Genomic DNA, 17,676 nt, shown 5'->3' on the forward strand with positions numbered 1-17,676 from the left:
GGAATAAGATGAAATTAACATTGGGGTTTTCTCCTTGTCCAAATGATACATTTATTTTTGATGCTTTGATTCACCATAAAATTGATACAAGAGGCTTGGATTTTGATGTGGAATATCAGGACGTTGAGACATTAAATTTGAAGGCATTTCAAGGAGATCTGGACATTACCAAACTGAGCTATCATGCTTTTGCTTATGCCGTTGAAGACTATGAATTATTGGATGCAGGTAGCGCTTTGGGCTTTGGTGTAGGGCCTATGCTGATCACAAAAGATGCGACTTTGGCCGAAGTGCTCCAAGCGAAGCTAAAAAGTGGTGACGGTTTGGGTGAATTCGATAAGTTAAAGGTGGGATATCCGGGGAAGTTTACAACGGCAAATTTCCTGTTGGGGCTAGCATTTCCGGAATTAACCAATAAAATAGAGCTGGTTTTTTCTGATATTGAGGGTGCTCTATTAGATGGTTCAATTGATTTGGGACTGATTATTCATGAAAATCGGTTTACCTATGCAGAAAAAGGACTGTATAAAGTGGTCGATTTGGGAGAGTATTGGGAAAATACGACAAAATTTCCGATTCCGCTTGGTGGTATTGTCGTAAAACGTTCGTTGCCGAAAGATGTGAAAGACACGCTTAATAGAATTTTAAAAGAAAGTGTTGAATTTGCTTTTGCAAATCCGAAGTCCGGATTGGAGTTTATCCGTAGTCACGCGCAGGAGATGAGTGAGGAGGTGATGTATAAGCATATTGAACTGTATGTCAATAAATATTCCGTTGAATTGGGTGTCGAAGGACGTAATGCAATTACTAAGATGTTTCAGAAAGCGCAAGAAATGGGTTTTATCCCACATTCGGATAAAAAACTGTTTCTTTCATAACATCACTGATATTTAGTAGCCGTATGAGTAAGCCGCTTGTGCAGGAATTAAGTCTACCAGTTTGGTTTCAAATGCGGCTATTTTGGGTTTAGAGAGCAAATAACCAGGATACCGGGCATATGAGATACCCGATAATAGGATAAATTGAACCGTGCAGAATAAGAAGCTAATCCGATAGAAAAAAATAACGCAAAAAAAATAGTGGTAAGCTGTTAGATATCATATCTAATAACTAAATTTGCCCGATTAGTGTCAAATTGTCTGCAATTTTACTTTGGAGTCATTATTGTACAAAATCTTTAGTTGAGATAGAAAAAAAATTATGTTAAAGTTTTTAAGTAAATTATTTGGAAGTAAATCCGAAAGAGATATCAAGGGGATTCAGCCAGTTGTAGAGCAAATCAAAGCTGAATATGATAAACTTTCAAATCTAACCAATGACGAGTTACGTGCCAAGACCGCTGACTTCAAAGAAAGAATTAAAAATTACCTTGCAGATATTGACCAAGAAATAGATACGCTTAAAAAAGAAGCGGATCAAGATGAGGACGATATGGCTAAAAAGACTTCTATTTATGAACAAGTAGACAAATTGTCGAAAGATCGTGATAAGAAGTTGGAAGAGGTATTGAAGGATATTTTACCAGAAGCATTTGCTGTGGTAAAGGAAACTTCAAGACGTTTGACAGAAAACGAAGAATTAGAAGTTACTGCCAGTGATTTTGACAGAGAGTTGGCTGTCTACAAGCCAAACGTTATTATCAATGGTGATAAAGCCATTTGGAAAAACAAATGGATGGCTGCTGGTACAGAGGTAACCTGGAACATGGTACATTATGATGTACAGTTGATCGGTGGTATTGTATTACATAGCGGTAAGATTGCTGAGATGGCTACGGGTGAAGGTAAGACATTGGTCGGAACTTTGCCAACCTATCTGAACGCACTTTCTGGACAAGGGGTGCATATCGTGACTGTGAATGATTATCTTGCTCGTCGTGACTCTGAATGGAACGCTCCATTATTTGAATTCCACGGTTTATCCGTAGATTGTATCGATAAACATCAACCAAACTCGCCACAACGCCGTAAAGCTTACCAATCGGATATCGTATATGGTACCAACAACGAATTTGGTTTCGACTATTTACGTGATAACATGGTTCAGACACCTGATGCATTAGTGCAAGGTAAATTGCATTTTGCCATGGTCGATGAGGTTGACTCGGTTTTAATCGACGATGCCCGTACACCATTGATTATTTCAGGCCCAATCCCTCGTGGTGATCAACATGAGTTCTATCAATTGAAACCACGTATTGAGCGTTTGGTACATGTCCAAAAAGCTTATATCAATACCGTATTAAATGATGCTAAAAAAGCATTGGCTGCAGGTGATTCTGATGTAGAAGGTGGTGGCCTAGCTTTATTAAGAGCTTACAGAGGTCTACCTAAAAATAAAGCCTTAATCAAATTCTTGAGTGAAGGTGCTAATCGTTCTATCTTGCAAAAAGTAGAAAACTACTATATGCAAGAGCAAAATAAAAATATGCCTAAAGTTGATGCTGAGCTTTATTTTGTCATCGATGAGAAGAACAATCAGGTTGAACTAACTGAAAAAGGTATTGAATTGATCACAGCCACAGGAGAGGATCCTTCATTCTTTATTTTACCTGATGTAGGTACTGAGATCGCGGAAATTGAAAAGTCTTCGTTGACTTTGGAAGAAAAAGCCGCTCAGAAAGAAGACATGTTACGCGATTACTCTATTAAGGCTGATCGTATCCACTCGATCAATCAATTATTGAAAGCATATACCTTATTCGAGAATGATGTAGAATATATCGTTGATGAGGGTAAAGTGAAAATTGTCGATGAGCAAACAGGCCGTATTATGGATGGTCGTCGTTACTCGGACGGTTTACACCAAGCTATTGAAGCGAAAGAAAATGTAAAAGTCGAAGATGCTACACAGACTTATGCGACGATTACATTACAAAACTACTTCCGGATGTACCACAAACTTTCGGGGATGACCGGTACAGCTTCGACAGAAGCGGGAGAGCTTTGGGAAATCTACAAATTGGATGTTGTTGAAATCCCTACGAATCGTGGTATCCAACGTCATGACCAACAGGATTTTATTTATCGTACTGCACGTGAAAAATACAATGCGGTGGCGGAAGAAATCCAACGTCTGACAGAACAAGGTCGTCCTGTATTGGTTGGTACAACATCGGTAGAAATTTCCGAATTATTGAGTCGTATGCTTCAATTGCGGAAGATCAAACACAATGTCTTGAATGCGAAGTTGCACCAGAAAGAGGCCGATATCGTTGCAGAGGCTGGTCAACCGGGCCAAGTAACGATTGCTACGAATATGGCTGGTCGTGGTACCGATATTAAATTGACCGAGGTTGTTAAAAATGCAGGTGGTCTTGCGATTATTGGTACTGAGCGTCATGAATCGCGCCGTGTTGACCGTCAGTTACGTGGTCGTGCAGGTCGTCAAGGAGATCCAGGATCATCACAATTCTTTGTTTCCCTGGAAGATAACTTAATGCGTCTATTTGCTTCTGAAAGAATCTCCAATATCATGGTAAAAATGGGTGTTGAAGAAGGCGAAGTGATGCAACATAGCATGTTGACCAAATCTATCGAGCGAGCACAACGTAAGGTTGAGGAGAACAACTTCGGTATTCGTAAACGTCTATTGGAATACGATGACGTCATGAACTCCCAACGTACAGTAATCTATTCAAAACGTAAAAACGCGTTGTTCGGCGAACGTTTAGACGTGGATTTGAATAATATGATCTTTGACGTTGCTGAAGAGATTGTTGCTGAAGCCAAAGAGCAAGGTAATTTTGAAGACTTCCAAATCGAAGTAATCCGTATTTTTGCGATTACTCCGGAAATTACTGCAGAAGAGTTTGCACAAGGTAAGATTGAAGGATTGACAGATCGTCTTTTCGAGCAAGCAATTAACGCTTACCATCATAAAATTGACGCTATTGGTGCATTGACTGTTCCAGTATTGAATAATGTGTATGCAGAACGTGGTCAGATTGTTGAAAATGTCGTTATTCCATTTACAGACGGTATCCGCGGTATCCAAGTTTCAGCGAATCTGAAAAAAGCAATTGAGACCAATGGTAAAGAGGTTTTCAAATCGTTTGAAAAAGGAATTGTCTTGGCATTGATCGACGAAGCATGGAAAGAGCATTTACGTGAAATGGATGATCTAAAACAATCTGTTCAAAATGCTGTTTATGAACAAAAGGATCCGATTATTATCTATAAAATGGAAGCCTTTAACTTGTTCAAATCCATGTTGGCTGCTATGAACAAGGATGTCGTGAGCTTTATTTTCAAAGGTGAGATTCCTGGACAGGAAACAACTTCATTACAGGCTAGACAAGTAAATCAAGCTCCTGTAAAGACGATTGAAACAAAAGCAGAATTAGTTTCACCAACAGGAGTCAGTGAAGAAGATGTGAATGATGGACCGAAAGAACCTGTTCGTAACGAGAATACAGTAGGACGCAATGACGAATGTCCTTGTGGTTCAGGAAAAAAATATAAAAATTGCCACGGCGCAAATAACTAATCGATAAGAAAAGTTAAACTATGCTGAAGAGAGGATTGATTTTCATACATGCACTTGTGCTATTTACGATCGTTAATGTAAAAGCGCAAGAAAAGGGTGGAGTTATTGTAACCAAAGATTCTTTGATTACACAGCTTCAAAATTTTAGGGCTGCCATGGGAATCAATCCTGTCGAAAGCAAAATCACAACGGTTCCTTCGAAACCAGTTGTACGTTCTGCTGCAACAAGAGTCAAAGTGAGAGGCTTTCGCGTACAGATCTTTGCTGGATCTAGTCGAAATCAAGCTTTTTCGGAGCAAACTCGTTTTCGGGGAATGTATAAGGACGTTGATACCTATATCACCTATGATGAACCCAATTATCGTGTGAAGGTGGGCGACTTTAGAAGTCGTTCCGAAGCAAATGCGTTTATGCGTGAGCTACGTCAATATTTTAGTAACGTTTTCGTATTTTCAGAAAGCGTTTTTGTCTATCAATAAATCAAACAACCTCATGGCAAGTACGAAAGAAAAAGTCCTGGCCTTAGCCCATCAATATTTTGAAGATACAGTCGCTAACCGTAGACACCTTCATCAAAATCCTGAACTTTCCTTTGAAGAGCATAATACTTCGGCATTTGTAAAGGCGCAGCTGGATCAATTAGGCATTCCTTACGAAGTAAAAGCAGATACGGGTATTGTAGCTCTAATTAAAGGTGAACTCCCTTCAGATGAAGTAATCGCATTGCGAGGGGATATGGATGCATTACCTATTCAGGAAGTCGAAGGACGACCTTATGGATCCAATAACCCAGGCGTCATGCACGCTTGTGGCCATGATGTACATACATCCTCGCTTTTGGGAACTGCGAAGATATTACATAGCTTGAAAGCTGAATTTGGCGGTACAGTAAAGTTAATCTTTCAGCCAGGCGAAGAACGTTTACCCGGAGGAGCATCCATTATGATCAAAGAAGGAGCACTTCAAAATCCAGCACCTTCTGCTATAGTAGGTCAACATGTAATGCCGTTTATCGAAGTCGGCAAAGTCGGATTTCGTGAAGGGAAATATATGGCTTCCTGTGACGAGTTATTTATGACCGTTAAAGGAAGAGGAGGGCACGGAGCACATCCACATCAGAATATTGATCCGATTGTGATCACAGCACATATTATTACAGCTTTACAACAGATAGCAAGCCGCTTTGCAGATCCGCGTACACCGACGGTTTTGTCTTTTGGCAAAATCATCGCTAACGGTGCAACAAATATTATTCCTGACCAGGTTTATCTCGAGGGTACATTCCGCACATTCGATGAGCAATGGCGTGCTGAAGCACATGAGAAGATGGTAAAAATGGCTGTCGGAATCGCTGAAAGTATGGGTGCTACCTGTGATTTTGAGGTTCGCAAAGGCTATCCATTTTTGATCAATGAGCCTGAACTGACGAAGAGTGCGCGTGCTTTTGCGGAGGAATATCTTGGAAAAGAGAATGTCGTGGATTTAGATCTTTGGCCTGCTGCCGAAGATTTTTCCTACTACTCACAAGAAATCAATGCTTGTTTCTACCGACTGGGCACAGGAAATAAAGTGAAAGGAATAACTTCTGCGGTTCATACACCAACCTTTGATGTTGACGAGTCCTCGTTGGAGATCAGTACAGGGTTAATGGCGTATATCACTTTGCGCAGATTAGGCTATTAGATCTTTAGTATGTCATCACATCATATCGTTCGTGAGAACCAGGAGCCAGCTCTGCTGATTGAAGACTTTTTTCTCATAGACGAAGAAGATTTGGGGCAATTGCTTGAATGGAGTCCAACAATTGTTATAGAAAACAATATGGTTGATCCATTGGACGCTAGAGGGTACAAGTTTGATATTGTTTTTGCGCAGACCCCAGCGAATCAAGCACAGGAGAATTTAAAAGTAATTCCATATATCGATAATTTTTTGCAATCAGCCCTTGGCTATCTCATTAAACATCAGTATAAGGCGGTCAATATTATTACGGATCAAATAGGTCTTGCACGCTATCAACACTATTTGGATCTGATTAATGTGGTCTTGTTAGCTAAGGGGGTACGCTACTATTTTGTCACTACCGGTTTTACAAAATGGAAAACAGGGGGTGAACAGCTAAAAATAGATTCCCAAAGTGAAGAAATCACGACAGAGGGGCTTCGAAAAATTGGTGAAGATCTTTATGAAACAGTGGCGGATGGTTTATTTACCCTCAGATTTTTGAAATCAAAATATATTTTAATAGGAGAGACAATCTCATGATAACAATAGAATTAGCCGAACAGACAGATATCCGTAGCATTTCTAATATGGCACATATTATATGGCCTGATGCTTATGGAGAAATACTTTCAAAAGACCAGATTGATTTTATGCTGGAGAAAAGCTATACCATTGAGGGCTTAGCGGAAGGAATGGTAGGTGGACAGTTCTTTTATATTCTGAAGGAAGACGGTATTGGCCAAGGTTTTGTTGCATTGAAAACTCTTGCAGATAAACTTCGTATTGAAAAGCTCTATTTGATGCCCAATGTACAGGGAAAAGGTTTTGGGAAAGCATTGATTGACTTTGCTATCGAAAAAGCGAAAGTCAAAGGCAAGGATATTTTGGAACTCAATGTCAATAGAAATAACCCTGCTTACCATTTCTATTTAAAGCAGGGTTTTCAGGTTACCGAAACTGTTGATATTCCCTATTATGACTATGTGCTCAATGACTATGTCATGCAGCTGGCAATAGATCGTACAGCGTCTTCCTAGTCTTTTAATTTTTCCACACGCGAAGGAGTTTGCTTGCCTTCTACAATACCTGAAGCTCCAATTGCAATCGCTTCGATACTGGAGATAATATTTTGAACGTTTAATGTAGCTACTTCATCCTTTACTGTGTGGTAATACTCATCTTTATCCATTTGAGAAGTCGAGAATGAATGCGCAGGAACACCTTTTGCGGCTAACACAGCATTATCACTTCGATAGAATAAATTTTGCTTTATATAAGGATCTGAATAAAATTTGAAAGTTGTGTTATTTAGGTTTTCTTGCATTAATTTGCCTAAATCGGATTGATCATATCCTGTTATATAGACCGTATTGGGACCAAATTTTGAATCTTTTCCGATCATTTCCATGTTGATCATTGCTACGACCTGATCTGCATTGATGTGATTAGAAAAATATTTGGAACCATACATGCCGAGCTCTTCTGCTGTAAATGCCACAAAAATAAGCGTCCTTTCATTGTTGTTTTTCTTTTTATAGTAGTCTGCAAGTGTCAACATCGCTGTTACTCCCGAAGCATCGTCATCTGCTCCATTGGCAATCGAGTCCTGTCCAACAGCAGGTAATATGCCGATATGGTCATAATGGCCGGAGAAAATTACATATTCATTTGGTTTACTTTTTCCGGGGATAACTCCCGCAACATTAAAAAGTGGAAAGTTTTGAAGGTTCCGTTCAATATGAATGTGGAATGTTTTTGGTTTTTCTTTTGTCAGCAGATAAACTATTGAGGGTTTTTGTATACTCGAATCTTCAATAAACTTGGGATTGCTGAGCATTTGGCCAAAACGAACAAAAGAGGCTTCAAAGGATGGATCTACTAGTACAAGCGTATTTTCCTTGGATAGGGACTGTTCCCGAAAGGCTTGGGCGAAATCCGCATCCGATGTAATATTAACGATTTTAATGGGACTCTTATCATCCCATTTGAGGTCCACATGGTTCCCAAGCGATATGATATGCTCAGCAGGAATTGTCTTTTTATTTATAGTTGCAGTATTGCTTTTTGGCGAGAGTTTGTCCAGTTGGAATGACTGTCTGAAAGATTCTTCCGCATAAGGTTTGAGTCCTATTTTTTTCATTTCTCCGGCGATAAAATCTGCTGCAGGCTCGATGTCTTTTGTCAAAGCCGATCTTCCACGCATATCATCTGAAGCCAAGGTATTTAAGATACGGCTCACGTCCTGACGTTGCTGTTCGGAAATTACTTGCTGTCCAAATGTCATGGAAGATAGCGCAATTAACGATAAGGCTAAAAATATTTTAGGTGCTGATTTCATAAAGTTAGTAATGTTCGGATGAAGATAATGATTTCGCCTGTAATTTTAGCGTAAATTTGTAGTCCCTTAGCATAAACCCATATCATCTTTATGCTAAGGTCATGAAAGTTGAAATGGAAGATGTTAATGAGTTCCGAGAAAAGATGCTTTCAATAAAATTGTAGTATATTTGGGTATAAATTATTTGACAATGAAAGAAGTATCTGTACAAGAATTAAAGAGCAAGATCGATAATAACGAAGATTTTCAATTGATTGATGTGCGTGAATCATTTGAATACGAAGTTTCAAATTTGGAAGGTTTAAATATTCCACTTTCAGGAATTTTGATCGAGTCCGATAAGATTGCGAAGGATAAACCAGTTATCGTTCAATGTCGTTCTGGAAAACGTTCAGCACAGGCAATTATGTTGTTGGAGCAGCAAGGATTTGATAACCTAGCAAATTTAAAAGGCGGCATCTTGGCATGGAAAGAGGAAATCGATCCAGAGTTAGACGTTTATTAATATGAAAAACTTGGAGCATCAGACTAAACAAGCTTTCTTGTTTAGTCTTGCTTTTTATATCGTAGCCTTATTAACTCGGCTCTTAAATCTAGGTATCTTTCCCGTATTAGGTAGTCTCTCTATTTTATTGTCTCTTTTATGGGTGATATTGGCCTTGCGGGAAATTATGCTTTCCAGGACCATTTCCAATGGTGAGCGGATGTTGATGGCATTGGCTATCGTACTGCTTAATATTATCGGTGGAATTTTCTATTTCTTTGTGTGGCGACCACGTGTATTGGGATTAACAAAAAAGTAACATGACAAAATATTTTATACTGAATATAGTATTAAACCTAGCCATTGTATTTTTGGCGTATTGTGGATTTGAGGGGTATAAAGCCGGAAATATGTTGGTGACAGGACTGTCTATCGCATTTTTGGTTGTTCTGATTTACCTTAAGGTTGTCTTAAGCAAGCGGATAAAAGTCGTTATCCAAGAAAAGGACCGTGAAAAAAAGCAGGAATATGCTGCTAAGCAAGCAAAGGGAAAAAATAAATAGGAGCGAGTTTCTTACTTATTACATACAAAAAGAGCAGAAAACGATCGTCTTCTGCTCTTTTTTATATTATCTACACCTGTTCTTATTTTACAAATGGAGGTTTCGTTACTTTCGCTTTAACTTTTTGATTACGGATATGGATAAAAATATCTGTACCGTCTTTTGCAAATGCAGTATCTACGTAACCCAAACCTACCGATTTTTTCAATGTTGGAGATTGCGTTCCCGAAGTAACACGGCCAATCACATTGCCATCAGCATCTACGATCTCATAATCATGACGCGGAATACCTCTGTCGATCATTTCAAAACCAACTAGTTTCTTTTTAAGTCCAGCTTCTTTTTCAGCTTTAAGAGCAGCGGAATTTACAAAGTCTTTTGTAAACTTAGTTACCCAACCTAAGCCAGCCTCTAAAGGAGAGGTATTGTCGTCGATATCATTTCCATAAAGGCAGAAACCCATTTCTAGACGTAGCGTATCACGAGCACCCAATCCGATAGGTTTAATTCCGTAAGCTTTTCCAGCTTCAAAAATAGCATCCCAAACTTTCTGAGCATCTTCATTGGCAACATAAATTTCGAAACCACCTGCACCAGTATAGCCAGTTGCCGATACCAATACGTTATCTACTCCCGCAAAAGTACCTTTAGCAAAGGTGTAATATTCCATTGGGGCAAGTTCGATATCTGTCAGCGATTGTAAAGCATCCGCTGCTTTAGGTCCTTGAACAGCAAATAAAGAAGTTTGGTCAGAAATATTTTTCATTTCTACACCATCGGTATTGTATTTGGAAATCCAGTTCCAGTCTTTTTCGATATTGGATGCATTGACAACCAAAAAATAGGTGTTATCGTCTATGCGGTAAGTTAGGAAATCGTCTACTACACCGCCCGTTTCATTCGGAATATAAGCATATTGAACTTTACCGTCATATAATTTCGATACATCGTTGGAAGAGATTTTTTGAAGAAGATCCAGGGCCTTTTCTCCTTTAAGGATGAATTCGCCCATGTGACTTACATCAAAAACTCCTACACCTGTACGAACTGTTTCGTGCTCATCATTGATACCGGTATATTGCACTGGCATGTTGAAGCCTGCGAAGGGAACCATCTTTGCTCCTAAAGCAATGTGTGTCTCCGAAAGGGCAGTATTTTTTAACATAAAAATTAAGTTTTAATCAGTTGCAAATTTAATAAAATATACGTGATTCCTAGCTTTGATTCTATTTTAGAACAAACGATTTAATTCGTTACTTTCAACGAATAAACCGTCAGTTCAGCATCTTCTGTATCAGTATCTTCGCAGAGTAAGAAAATTAAACCGTTATCGGTTTTCTCCTTGAAGGTGATTCCCTCAAATTTGTGATTTTCGGGTATTTGAAATACTTTAGGTTTGGAAGACAGATCTGTTGATATTTTCCCAAGTAAAGATCCTGCGATCTCTCCATCGAGATAGGTCGATTTTGCATCTTCTGCAGTGGCGATGAAATAAATGTCATCACCGACAACTGTCGCATCGGCAAAACCAGTACTGATCCCATTTAACGTGGGTAATTCGATAGTAATGTACCTCGATTTATCTTCATCATTACTGTTATATTCTAAAACAGCATTGATGCCTTTGGGGCCATTTCCTCTATTGAAAAACAATATCCGGTCATCAATATGTACAACGCCTTCTATGTTAAAGTCCTCTTTGCTTATCCCAAATTTCTGCATAAAATGCGTATATATCTTACTATAGTCTTCCTGTATGACCTTTTTTCCGTCCCAAATAAAACGATTGTTTCTTTTTTCAGTTGACCCTGAGCCATAGAGATAATAACGATTGCCATCGAATGTAATTGATTCAAGATCCATTTTATTCGCTTTGCTTATATTTTCCATGGGCTCAGCTTCCAACAAGACTGTTTTGGATAAGCGTTGTTGAGCGAGGTTATAGCTATAGAGGTAATTGCTGTTGTCCGAAACTATATGAAGCTCATCATTGTTGTAGACAATCCCAGATGCTGCCGCGATGCCCGATATGCTAATAAATGCTTCGAGAATTAATTTTAACATAATTCGTGTATGTTTAAGATTCCAAGTACTTTTTGGAAATCGGATTGGATAGCTGCTTTTACATGAACAGTTTCACCAGACAGTGGATGTTTGAAGGTTAATTCAGAGGCATGCAGTAGCATCGTATCCATCTGGTAGTTCTCTTTCCAAAATTTATTTTGCTTATTACAACCATGCGGACGATCGCCGATAATGGGGTAAAAGATGTGTGCAAAGTGACGTCGTAGTTGATGCATGCGACCTGTAAGTGGATTGGCTTCAACAAGACTGTACCTAGAAGTTGGAAATTTCCCGAAAGGAATATCGAGTTCACTCTTTGCTAATAATCGGAACGATGTCTGTGCATCTTGTAGTGTGCCATTTTCCTTTTTCAAAGGATAGTCGATAATCCCTTCCTCAGGAGCAAACCCTCGGAGCACAGCAAGGTATTTTTTATCAATTTGATGTTCCTGAAAACTCTTTTGTAGGTATTGATCCGTTTCTTTGTTCAGAGAAAACAAAAGGACCCCGCCAGTTTTACGGTCCAGGCGATGAGCAGGGTATACGGTTTTGCCCAGCTGGTCACGTAGTATTTGAAGGGCAAATTCGGACGTGTCACGCGCAATGGATGAACGATGTACCAAAAGACCATGCGGCTTATTGATCGCCACAATGGATTCATCTTCGTAAAGAATTTCTAAGGACATATTAGATTTTTTTCAATGCAGCAATAATTTCATCTGCTTTTTCATCAATCTTGGGGCTCAGCCAAATCTGTTTAAACGCACCACCTCCGATAATCTGTTCTGTGCCTTGCCATTTGATCTTGGTAAGAGAGAAAAGATAATAATTGTCTATAACAACGGAATTCTGGACAAAACTGTCCACTAATTTGTTGCCGAAAAGTTGCATTCCCAATCCGAAAAAAGCCTGGTCTTTTGCATGAAGCTGACTTTTTAGTAATTGCTCAGCCTTTGCACGGACAATTTTTTCATGTTCCTCTTTGCTCGGGTTTGTCAGTATAGCCGCCAGCATGATGATAATCAGAAGCAGGGCAAATATTCTTTTTTTGCTCATTTTTTTATGCTAAAATTAGTGTTGAGAGATCGTGTCACAACTGGATCTACCGCAATCAAAATTATTAAATAGATATTAGATATGCACAATTGTTTTGATATCGAAGTTGTGCAGCGAAGGGAAAACGGTGTGAAAAGGGTGGATCTTAGAAAGAAATTCCATTTAACAGCGAAAATGCCCAGGAAAAGAAAGTCCAGATTAGGTAACAAACACCAGCTATTAGGATAAATAGGATAAATACGATCATTAAGATAATACCGATGCCCGAACCTTTGTGCCGGCCTTCATAATAGTGCTCGCGTAGTAATTTGATATTCTTTTCATTGGCTTTACTATAGAAATCGAAGATATTACCTAGAAAGGGGATGCTTCCTAAGATCGCATCAAGGGTGATATTGAGTAGCATACGGATGACTAACTTGGGGCTAGCACCATTTCGCCACATGGCGATGACCAGAACCAGTGATGTGCCAAAGCCAGCAACAGCACCGCCCAAAGGAATCAGATTCAAGATCGGATCCAGTCCGAATCGGAAGTTGCCAATCTTGAACTGATTATCCATTAACCAAGATATTCGGTTGATCCAACCGAAATCTTGGTCTATTTGTTTCTTCTTATCTTCTGGAGATAATTCCCTCTGCATGATTATAATAGTTCGAAAGAAGCGCTGATTTCGCTCGTTACTTTCATTGGTCTGATATTTAAGTCAAGGCCATTTTCACCAGCAGCGTCTGCCGCTTCAGCCATGGCGCCTTTATACATCGCATTACGCATCATTGGTTGAACACCAAAGATAATCTGTTGCGGTGTCTCAGAAAGCACGATCGCTTTACCGATTTTCTGCCCTGCTGCTTCGGCAAGAATTTGTGCATTCGCTTTCGCATCCAATACAGCTTTCGTTTTTAAGGTCTTTTCTAACTCTTTTTTCTTCGAATAATCATATTCACTGATGTAAGTGCTTTGAATACCTGCTTTATCAACCCCATCCAACAATTGATCTAAGTTGTTTAAGTTTGTTACTTTAATGCGGTATTGTCTAGAAAGTAAGATATCCGTATCCTTTTTCTTTTTTTCCGGTGTATTGTAACTCCAGATATTTTGGATCGTAAAATCTTCTTTTTTAATACCAGCTTTTGTTGCCGAGTCAAATAAGTCTTTTTCTAACTTGTCTATAGCAACCTTTTTCTTGGTGTTTCCATTGTCATAAAACTCTTTTAGTGTAACATCTATATAGATGATGTCTGGAGTCACTTCTTCTTCTGCGCGACCCACTGTGGATACAAATTCTTTATTTACCATTTGTTGAGCGTTTAGTTTTGTCATCAAACCTAAAAAAGCCAGTCCTAATAATATTTTTTTCATGTTTTACTATCTTAAAGTTTTATAATAATACGATTGCTATTGTCGCATTGCTACAAGATTGGAGCCAAAGTTGACAAAAAAGTTTAACGGATAAAAAAAATAAAAACGTTAAGATTTTTAATTTTATTTCTATACCTTTAGGGAAATTAATAAAATAGTGCCATGCAAGAAGGTAAAGTAAAATTCTTTAATGAGACCAAAGGTTTCGGTTTCATCATCCCTAATTCAGGCGAGAGCGAAATTTTTGTTCACGTTTCTGGATTAGTTGACAAAGTTCGTGAGAATGACAATGTATCTTACGAAGTTGAACAAGGCCGTAAAGGTCTTAATGCGGTAAATGTAAGAGTTATCTAATTAGATTCAAGATATATTTATTGTGAAAAAGCCTATGCCATCAGCATGGGCTTTTTTATTGAGCTAATATTTTGGACTGATAATTGTACTAACATGTTTCAAATATATAGTTTAACATGAAACGTACTTTAGTATTGATCCTTTCAGTTGTAGTGGCAATTTCGATGTCCGCATGTTATTCCACGCATCATGGACATGGGCATAGACACAAAGGTGGATCGAAGGGAATGCCCCCTGGTCAGGCAAAAAAATATTATGGAGAACAATCAGCAAAAGATTTTGCTCCAGGACAGCAGAAGAAAAAGAAACATAAACATTGATCTTAGGGATTTTTCGCTTTTTCAGAAAATTCCGCAATTGACAAAAAGTGAATAAGAAAAAAGAGCTTTCATTTTTAAATGAAAGCTCTTTTTTTGTTCCGTTAGAACGACCTATGCAAATGGATCTTTATCTGCAGGTGGTGTTGAAGGTGAAGGTGGCGTTTGTGAATTTCCAAACGGATCATTGTTCCCCGTATTTTGTGCAGGCTGTGAACTTCCAAAGGAGTTATTCGGTTGTGAAGAGCCAAATGGATCTTGAGCTTGATTGAATGGGTGATTCGCTCCATTTTCCTCTGCCTTAGGATCAGGGCCATACTCATTTGGGCCTCTGTCGCCTTCTATAACCAATAGATAAATCAAGTATAAATTGACAAATGGGATAAGTGCCAATAGTAAAAACCAACCCGATTTATTTGTATCATGTAGTCTCCGTACTGCAACAGCGATACCTGGAATCAGTAAAGCTAAGCTTACAAGATAAGAGATGTAAGAAAATAAACTTGCGATTTGTCCGAGTATTCCAAAGACTACACCAATGATAACGTTTGCCAAAAAGAACATCCAGTACTCTTTGCGACGGGCTCGGCCGTTAAAATTTGCATAATTATCCCTTACGACTTTCAAAAACCAATCTTTAATTTCCATATAATTTTAAGATTTTTAGGTGAAAAATATGTGTTAGTAAATCAATGTTATTACAATTCTGTTACAATAAATGTACCAATAATTTATCCGATAAAACAATTATTATAGAATGTATCGTTGTTCAAATTCATTGTTGAATAAATAGGAGGATGAAATGACCTTTTCATTTATAGCATGTAGTTCGTGCATCTTATTAGTAAGTGGTGGCGGTGCATGGAGGTTTTGCTTGCTGTAATTTGGGATTGGGTCACAGCACTAAGCACTACCGAAAGATCTCCTCAAGTATATAGAGTGATTTTATCTCCTTGAAATTTGTGCGGTGAAGACGGTAGAAATCCAGTAACTTTTCCAATAAAAATTGCCGGTCTGTACTGGACATTTTGATATGATCACAATTTGAGTATTCTGATGTTATTAGACCCCGGAAAATTGAAGTATGTGGTTCCTGGAGCACAAGGGGGTGTTCGGGGAGACTGTTTGAAAATGTCGCCTCGTGTAGGTTAAAATAGGGGAGCATCTGTTTGGATGCGGCCGGATAAAAGCCAAGAAAGCGTGTTAGTTTGATTAGAAATACCAGGTGAAAATTGGCCAGATTTAAATGGGTTTCATCTAACCATCGGATAGACTGGTGGATGAATTCAAATAAATAAGGGTCACTCTCTTGTTCTTTCAATACTTTATACAAGATTTCATTTAAGAATAGCGCCAGTGAGCTTTTTATAATATCGTAGGGTATTTCTTGCAATACCGGAGTTTGGCGAGCTTCCGAAATGCGCTGTAGAGAACCATTATCCTTGTGTGTTGCTATAATTTCCAACAGATGTAAAGGTTGTAAGATATTGGCTTTGATTTTTGCCTTTGATTTACGTGCGCCAGTAATGAGATAAGATTGCATGCCAAATGACTCGGTATATATTTGCGCGACGAGACTGCTTTCCGAATAATTTGTTGTTTTTAAGACGATACCCCTAGTTTTGTTCAGCATCTTCTTCCTTATCTTTTTTATGAATATCCTCTTTTTGAGCCTCTCCACGCATCTCGATAATCGCATTACGGTCCACTTTTCGAATCATTCTATAAATTAATGTAAGGAAACCAATGCTGAAGGTAATCACTCCGACGAGCATTGCTAATTTATACCAATTGGAACGTTGTTCCATTAGGTAATAACCGAGGATAACCAATAATACACCAATGATTATTTCTCTTAGACCCTTGCGAAGATATTTGTTCATAAATGTGAATTGTTGAAAACTATTTTTCTTTACAGAGCAAATATAATACAATAAAATGCTTTATTTTTGCCCATACCATTCCTGTGTAGAACTATTTTTAAAAATAATTCCCATAATGTTGTTGCTTATCTAAAAAAAAATATAGATATTTGCAAACTCTTTGCAGAGAGTGCAAAGGATTAACATATTGTAATAAAGACAACAAAAAAGATAATATCATGTCAAGAATTTGTGATTTAACAGGCAAAGCAGCGTTAACAGGAAATAACGTTTCTCACTCAAACGTTAAAACTAAACGTAAATTCTATCCAAATTTACAAACTAAACGTTTTTACATTCCAGAAGAAGATCGTTGGATTACTTTGAAAGTATCTACTTCTGCTATCAAGACTATCAACAAGAACGGTATCACAGCTGCGATCAATAAATTTATCGTTAAAGGATCAATTTAATATTGATTTATCGCCTGTTACATTAAGATTATTCATGAATTTCAATCCTATATTAGGATCAAAATAAAGTAAAACAATGGCTAAAAAAGGAAATAGAGTACAAGTTATCTTAGAATGTACTGAACACAAAGAAAGTGGTCTTCCGGGAATGTCTCGTTACATCACTACAAAAAACAAAAAGAACACAACTGAGCGTTTAGAGTTGAAAAAATTCAACCCAGTATTGAGAAAAGTTACTGTTCATAAAGAAATTAAGTAATTCACCGATCTTAGCACTTGCAATAGAGAGCTGAGTAAAAATATTTAAAATACCATGGCAAAGAAAGCAGTTGCATCGTTACAAAAAGGTGGCGGTAAAGAATTTACAAAGGTTATTATTACTACTAAATCTGCGAAAACTGGCGCGTATACTTTCAAAGAAGGTATGATTCACAACGATAAAGTGAAAGACGTAGTTGCAGAAGCTCAAAAAAATAACTAGTAGCATTTTCCTTTTTTAAAGTTTTTCTTTAAAAAGAATTCGATAAAAATAGCCGTTTTGGTATCCTACCGAAAGGGCTTTTTTTGTTGAGGACATTTGTTTATATTTG

The 17,676-nt window shown here is 38.1% G+C and carries 24 protein-coding genes; 14 read left to right on the top strand and 10 right to left on the bottom strand.

Translation table 11 applies throughout. From position 1 onward, the window contains the following. The first annotated feature begins 8 nt into the window (after positions 1–8). The 6 genes from LC454_RS19400 to LC454_RS19425 all read left to right on the top strand — a co-directional run bounded on the left by LC454_RS19400 (position 9) and on the right by LC454_RS19425 (position 7,250). The gene (locus LC454_RS19400) at positions 9–878 is read left to right on the top strand and encodes a menaquinone biosynthesis family protein (protein WP_223584067.1); all 870 of its coding nucleotides are present in this window, start codon (positions 9–11) and stop codon (positions 876–878) included. A 322-nt stretch (positions 879–1,200) separates the two neighbouring features. Beyond that, entirely contained in the window at positions 1,201–4,488 is a 3,288-nt protein-coding gene (secA, locus tag LC454_RS19405; protein WP_223584068.1) for a preprotein translocase subunit SecA, read from the top strand. A 20-nt stretch (positions 4,489–4,508) separates the two neighbouring features. After that, a complete protein-coding gene (locus LC454_RS19410) occupies positions 4,509–4,967 on the top strand; it encodes an SPOR domain-containing protein (protein WP_120261266.1) in 459 nt (152 codons plus the stop codon). A gap of 13 nt (positions 4,968–4,980) precedes the next feature. Continuing rightward, positions 4,981–6,171 (top strand): M20 family metallopeptidase, encoded by a 1,191-nt coding sequence (locus LC454_RS19415; protein ID WP_223584069.1) that lies wholly within the window; start codon positions 4,981–4,983, stop codon positions 6,169–6,171. Between the two features lie 9 nt (positions 6,172–6,180). After that, on the top strand, positions 6,181–6,753 hold the full coding sequence (locus tag LC454_RS19420) for a thiamine diphosphokinase (RefSeq protein WP_223584070.1): 573 nt from the start codon (positions 6,181–6,183) through the stop codon (positions 6,751–6,753). Continuing rightward, entirely contained in the window at positions 6,750–7,250 is a 501-nt protein-coding gene (locus LC454_RS19425; RefSeq protein ID WP_223584071.1) for a GNAT family N-acetyltransferase, read from the top strand. Before LC454_RS19420 ends, LC454_RS19425 begins: the two co-directional genes overlap by 4 nt. On the opposite strand, the gene LC454_RS19430 is transcribed toward LC454_RS19425, so the two are convergent. After that, positions 7,247–8,551: a M20/M25/M40 family metallo-hydrolase gene (locus LC454_RS19430; RefSeq protein WP_223584072.1), complete on the bottom strand. Its 1,305-nt coding sequence runs from the start codon at positions 8,549–8,551 to the stop codon at positions 7,247–7,249. The two genes, LC454_RS19425 and LC454_RS19430, sit on opposite strands and share 4 nt — an antisense overlap. Before the next feature lie 190 nt (positions 8,552–8,741). Here LC454_RS19430 and LC454_RS19435 point away from each other — a divergent pair, with 190 nt between their 5' ends. Genes LC454_RS19435 through LC454_RS19445 form a run of 3 tightly spaced genes read left to right on the top strand, consistent with a single transcriptional unit; the run spans position 8,742 to position 9,598 of the window. Then, entirely contained in the window at positions 8,742–9,056 is a 315-nt protein-coding gene (locus LC454_RS19435) for a rhodanese-like domain-containing protein (RefSeq protein WP_223584073.1), read from the top strand. A 1-nt stretch (position 9,057) separates the two neighbouring features. Continuing rightward, positions 9,058–9,354, top strand: coding sequence for a PLDc N-terminal domain-containing protein (locus LC454_RS19440; RefSeq protein WP_120261260.1), 297 nt, complete (start codon positions 9,058–9,060; stop codon positions 9,352–9,354). A gap of 1 nt (position 9,355) precedes the next feature. Further along, on the top strand, positions 9,356–9,598 hold the full coding sequence (locus tag LC454_RS19445) for a DUF6358 family protein (protein WP_223584074.1): 243 nt from the start codon (positions 9,356–9,358) through the stop codon (positions 9,596–9,598). 82 nt (positions 9,599–9,680) lie between these two features. Here LC454_RS19445 and gcvT read toward each other — a convergent pair whose 3' ends face one another. The 6 genes from gcvT to LC454_RS19475 all read right to left on the bottom strand — a co-directional run bounded on the left by gcvT (position 9,681) and on the right by LC454_RS19475 (position 14,080). Then, positions 9,681–10,763: a glycine cleavage system aminomethyltransferase GcvT gene (gene gcvT, locus LC454_RS19450; RefSeq protein WP_120261258.1), complete on the bottom strand. Its 1,083-nt coding sequence runs from the start codon at positions 10,761–10,763 to the stop codon at positions 9,681–9,683. An 80-nt stretch (positions 10,764–10,843) separates the two neighbouring features. Beyond that, on the bottom strand, positions 10,844–11,662 hold the full coding sequence (locus LC454_RS19455; protein WP_223584075.1) for a DUF6929 family protein: 819 nt from the start codon (positions 11,660–11,662) through the stop codon (positions 10,844–10,846). Continuing rightward, entirely contained in the window at positions 11,656–12,348 is a 693-nt protein-coding gene (locus tag LC454_RS19460; protein WP_223584076.1) for a pseudouridine synthase, read from the bottom strand. The genes LC454_RS19455 and LC454_RS19460 overlap by 7 nt, the downstream gene beginning before the upstream one ends. A 1-nt stretch (position 12,349) precedes the next feature. Further along, the gene (locus LC454_RS19465; RefSeq protein WP_223584078.1) at positions 12,350–12,718 is read right to left on the bottom strand and encodes a DUF4359 domain-containing protein; all 369 of its coding nucleotides are present in this window, start codon (positions 12,716–12,718) and stop codon (positions 12,350–12,352) included. A 145-nt stretch (positions 12,719–12,863) separates the two neighbouring features. Beyond that, a complete protein-coding gene (locus LC454_RS19470) occupies positions 12,864–13,361 on the bottom strand; it encodes a DUF4112 domain-containing protein (RefSeq protein WP_223584079.1) in 498 nt (165 codons plus the stop codon). A 2-nt stretch (positions 13,362–13,363) separates the two neighbouring features. After that, positions 13,364–14,080, bottom strand: a complete 717-nt coding sequence (locus LC454_RS19475; RefSeq protein ID WP_223584080.1) for an SIMPL domain-containing protein — start codon at positions 14,078–14,080, stop codon at positions 13,364–13,366. Positions 14,081–14,242: 162 nt separating this feature from the next. On the opposite strand from LC454_RS19475, the gene LC454_RS19480 reads away from it, so the two are divergent. Both LC454_RS19480 and LC454_RS19485 read left to right on the top strand, forming a co-directional pair. Beyond that, positions 14,243–14,434 carry a cold-shock protein gene (locus LC454_RS19480; protein ID WP_046672593.1) on the top strand — a complete coding sequence of 64 codons (192 nt, stop codon included), beginning with the start codon at positions 14,243–14,245 and terminating at the stop codon, positions 14,432–14,434. 116 nt (positions 14,435–14,550) lie between these two features. Beyond that, positions 14,551–14,754, top strand: a complete 204-nt coding sequence (locus tag LC454_RS19485) for a quinol oxidase subunit 4 (RefSeq protein ID WP_120261252.1) — start codon at positions 14,551–14,553, stop codon at positions 14,752–14,754. Between the two features lie 111 nt (positions 14,755–14,865). Here LC454_RS19485 and LC454_RS19490 read toward each other — a convergent pair whose 3' ends face one another. The 3 genes from LC454_RS19490 to LC454_RS19500 form a co-directional block, all read right to left on the bottom strand. Then, positions 14,866–15,399: a DUF805 domain-containing protein gene (locus LC454_RS19490; protein ID WP_223584081.1), complete on the bottom strand. Its 534-nt coding sequence runs from the start codon at positions 15,397–15,399 to the stop codon at positions 14,866–14,868. Positions 15,400–15,661: 262 nt separating this feature from the next. Beyond that, on the bottom strand, positions 15,662–16,384 hold the full coding sequence (gene recO, locus LC454_RS19495) for a DNA repair protein RecO (protein ID WP_223584082.1): 723 nt from the start codon (positions 16,382–16,384) through the stop codon (positions 15,662–15,664). Then, positions 16,368–16,634, bottom strand: a complete 267-nt coding sequence (locus tag LC454_RS19500) for a signal peptidase (protein WP_223584083.1) — start codon at positions 16,632–16,634, stop codon at positions 16,368–16,370. Before LC454_RS19500 ends, recO begins: the two co-directional genes overlap by 17 nt. Positions 16,635–16,852: 218 nt before the next feature. Between LC454_RS19500 and rpmB the strand changes: the two genes are divergently transcribed. The 3 genes from rpmB (at position 16,853) to LC454_RS19515 (ending at position 17,567) form a co-directional block, all read left to right on the top strand. Further along, positions 16,853–17,086, top strand: coding sequence for a 50S ribosomal protein L28 (gene rpmB / locus LC454_RS19505; protein WP_046672597.1), 234 nt, complete (start codon positions 16,853–16,855; stop codon positions 17,084–17,086). 76 nt (positions 17,087–17,162) lie between these two features. Next, a complete protein-coding gene (gene rpmG / locus LC454_RS19510) occupies positions 17,163–17,345 on the top strand; it encodes a 50S ribosomal protein L33 (RefSeq protein ID WP_002998409.1) in 183 nt (60 codons plus the stop codon). Between the two features lie 54 nt (positions 17,346–17,399). Continuing rightward, entirely contained in the window at positions 17,400–17,567 is a 168-nt protein-coding gene (locus LC454_RS19515; protein ID WP_223584084.1) for a DUF4295 domain-containing protein, read from the top strand. The last annotated feature ends 109 nt before the right edge of the window (positions 17,568–17,676 follow it).

This window comes from Sphingobacterium sp. GVS05A (assembly GCF_019969845.1).
Taxonomy (GTDB): Bacteria; Bacteroidota; Bacteroidia; order Sphingobacteriales; family Sphingobacteriaceae; genus Sphingobacterium.

Coding starts and splice junctions, on each gene's coding strand:
- LC454_RS19400 (WP_223584067.1), top strand. CDS start 9: ATGAAATTAACATTGGGGTTTTCTCCTTGTCCAAATGATACATTTATT.
- secA (WP_223584068.1), top strand. CDS start 1,201: ATGTTAAAGTTTTTAAGTAAATTATTTGGAAGTAAATCCGAAAGAGAT.
- LC454_RS19410 (WP_120261266.1), top strand. CDS start 4,509: ATGCTGAAGAGAGGATTGATTTTCATACATGCACTTGTGCTATTTACG.
- LC454_RS19415 (WP_223584069.1), top strand. CDS start 4,981: ATGGCAAGTACGAAAGAAAAAGTCCTGGCCTTAGCCCATCAATATTTT.
- LC454_RS19420 (WP_223584070.1), top strand. CDS start 6,181: ATGTCATCACATCATATCGTTCGTGAGAACCAGGAGCCAGCTCTGCTG.
- LC454_RS19425 (WP_223584071.1), top strand. CDS start 6,750: ATGATAACAATAGAATTAGCCGAACAGACAGATATCCGTAGCATTTCT.
- LC454_RS19430 (WP_223584072.1), bottom strand. CDS start 8,551: ATGAAATCAGCACCTAAAATATTTTTAGCCTTATCGTTAATTGCGCTA.
- LC454_RS19435 (WP_223584073.1), top strand. CDS start 8,742: ATGAAAGAAGTATCTGTACAAGAATTAAAGAGCAAGATCGATAATAAC.
- LC454_RS19440 (WP_120261260.1), top strand. CDS start 9,058: ATGAAAAACTTGGAGCATCAGACTAAACAAGCTTTCTTGTTTAGTCTT.
- LC454_RS19445 (WP_223584074.1), top strand. CDS start 9,356: ATGACAAAATATTTTATACTGAATATAGTATTAAACCTAGCCATTGTA.
- gcvT (WP_120261258.1), bottom strand. CDS start 10,763: ATGTTAAAAAATACTGCCCTTTCGGAGACACACATTGCTTTAGGAGCA.
- LC454_RS19455 (WP_223584075.1), bottom strand. CDS start 11,662: ATGTTAAAATTAATTCTCGAAGCATTTATTAGCATATCGGGCATCGCG.
- LC454_RS19460 (WP_223584076.1), bottom strand. CDS start 12,348: ATGTCCTTAGAAATTCTTTACGAAGATGAATCCATTGTGGCGATCAAT.
- LC454_RS19465 (WP_223584078.1), bottom strand. CDS start 12,718: ATGAGCAAAAAAAGAATATTTGCCCTGCTTCTGATTATCATCATGCTG.
- LC454_RS19470 (WP_223584079.1), bottom strand. CDS start 13,361: ATGCAGAGGGAATTATCTCCAGAAGATAAGAAGAAACAAATAGACCAA.
- LC454_RS19475 (WP_223584080.1), bottom strand. CDS start 14,080: ATGAAAAAAATATTATTAGGACTGGCTTTTTTAGGTTTGATGACAAAA.
- LC454_RS19480 (WP_046672593.1), top strand. CDS start 14,243: ATGCAAGAAGGTAAAGTAAAATTCTTTAATGAGACCAAAGGTTTCGGT.
- LC454_RS19485 (WP_120261252.1), top strand. CDS start 14,551: ATGAAACGTACTTTAGTATTGATCCTTTCAGTTGTAGTGGCAATTTCG.
- LC454_RS19490 (WP_223584081.1), bottom strand. CDS start 15,399: ATGGAAATTAAAGATTGGTTTTTGAAAGTCGTAAGGGATAATTATGCA.
- recO (WP_223584082.1), bottom strand. CDS start 16,384: ATGCTGAACAAAACTAGGGGTATCGTCTTAAAAACAACAAATTATTCG.
- LC454_RS19500 (WP_223584083.1), bottom strand. CDS start 16,634: ATGAACAAATATCTTCGCAAGGGTCTAAGAGAAATAATCATTGGTGTA.
- rpmB (WP_046672597.1), top strand. CDS start 16,853: ATGTCAAGAATTTGTGATTTAACAGGCAAAGCAGCGTTAACAGGAAAT.
- rpmG (WP_002998409.1), top strand. CDS start 17,163: ATGGCTAAAAAAGGAAATAGAGTACAAGTTATCTTAGAATGTACTGAA.
- LC454_RS19515 (WP_223584084.1), top strand. CDS start 17,400: ATGGCAAAGAAAGCAGTTGCATCGTTACAAAAAGGTGGCGGTAAAGAA.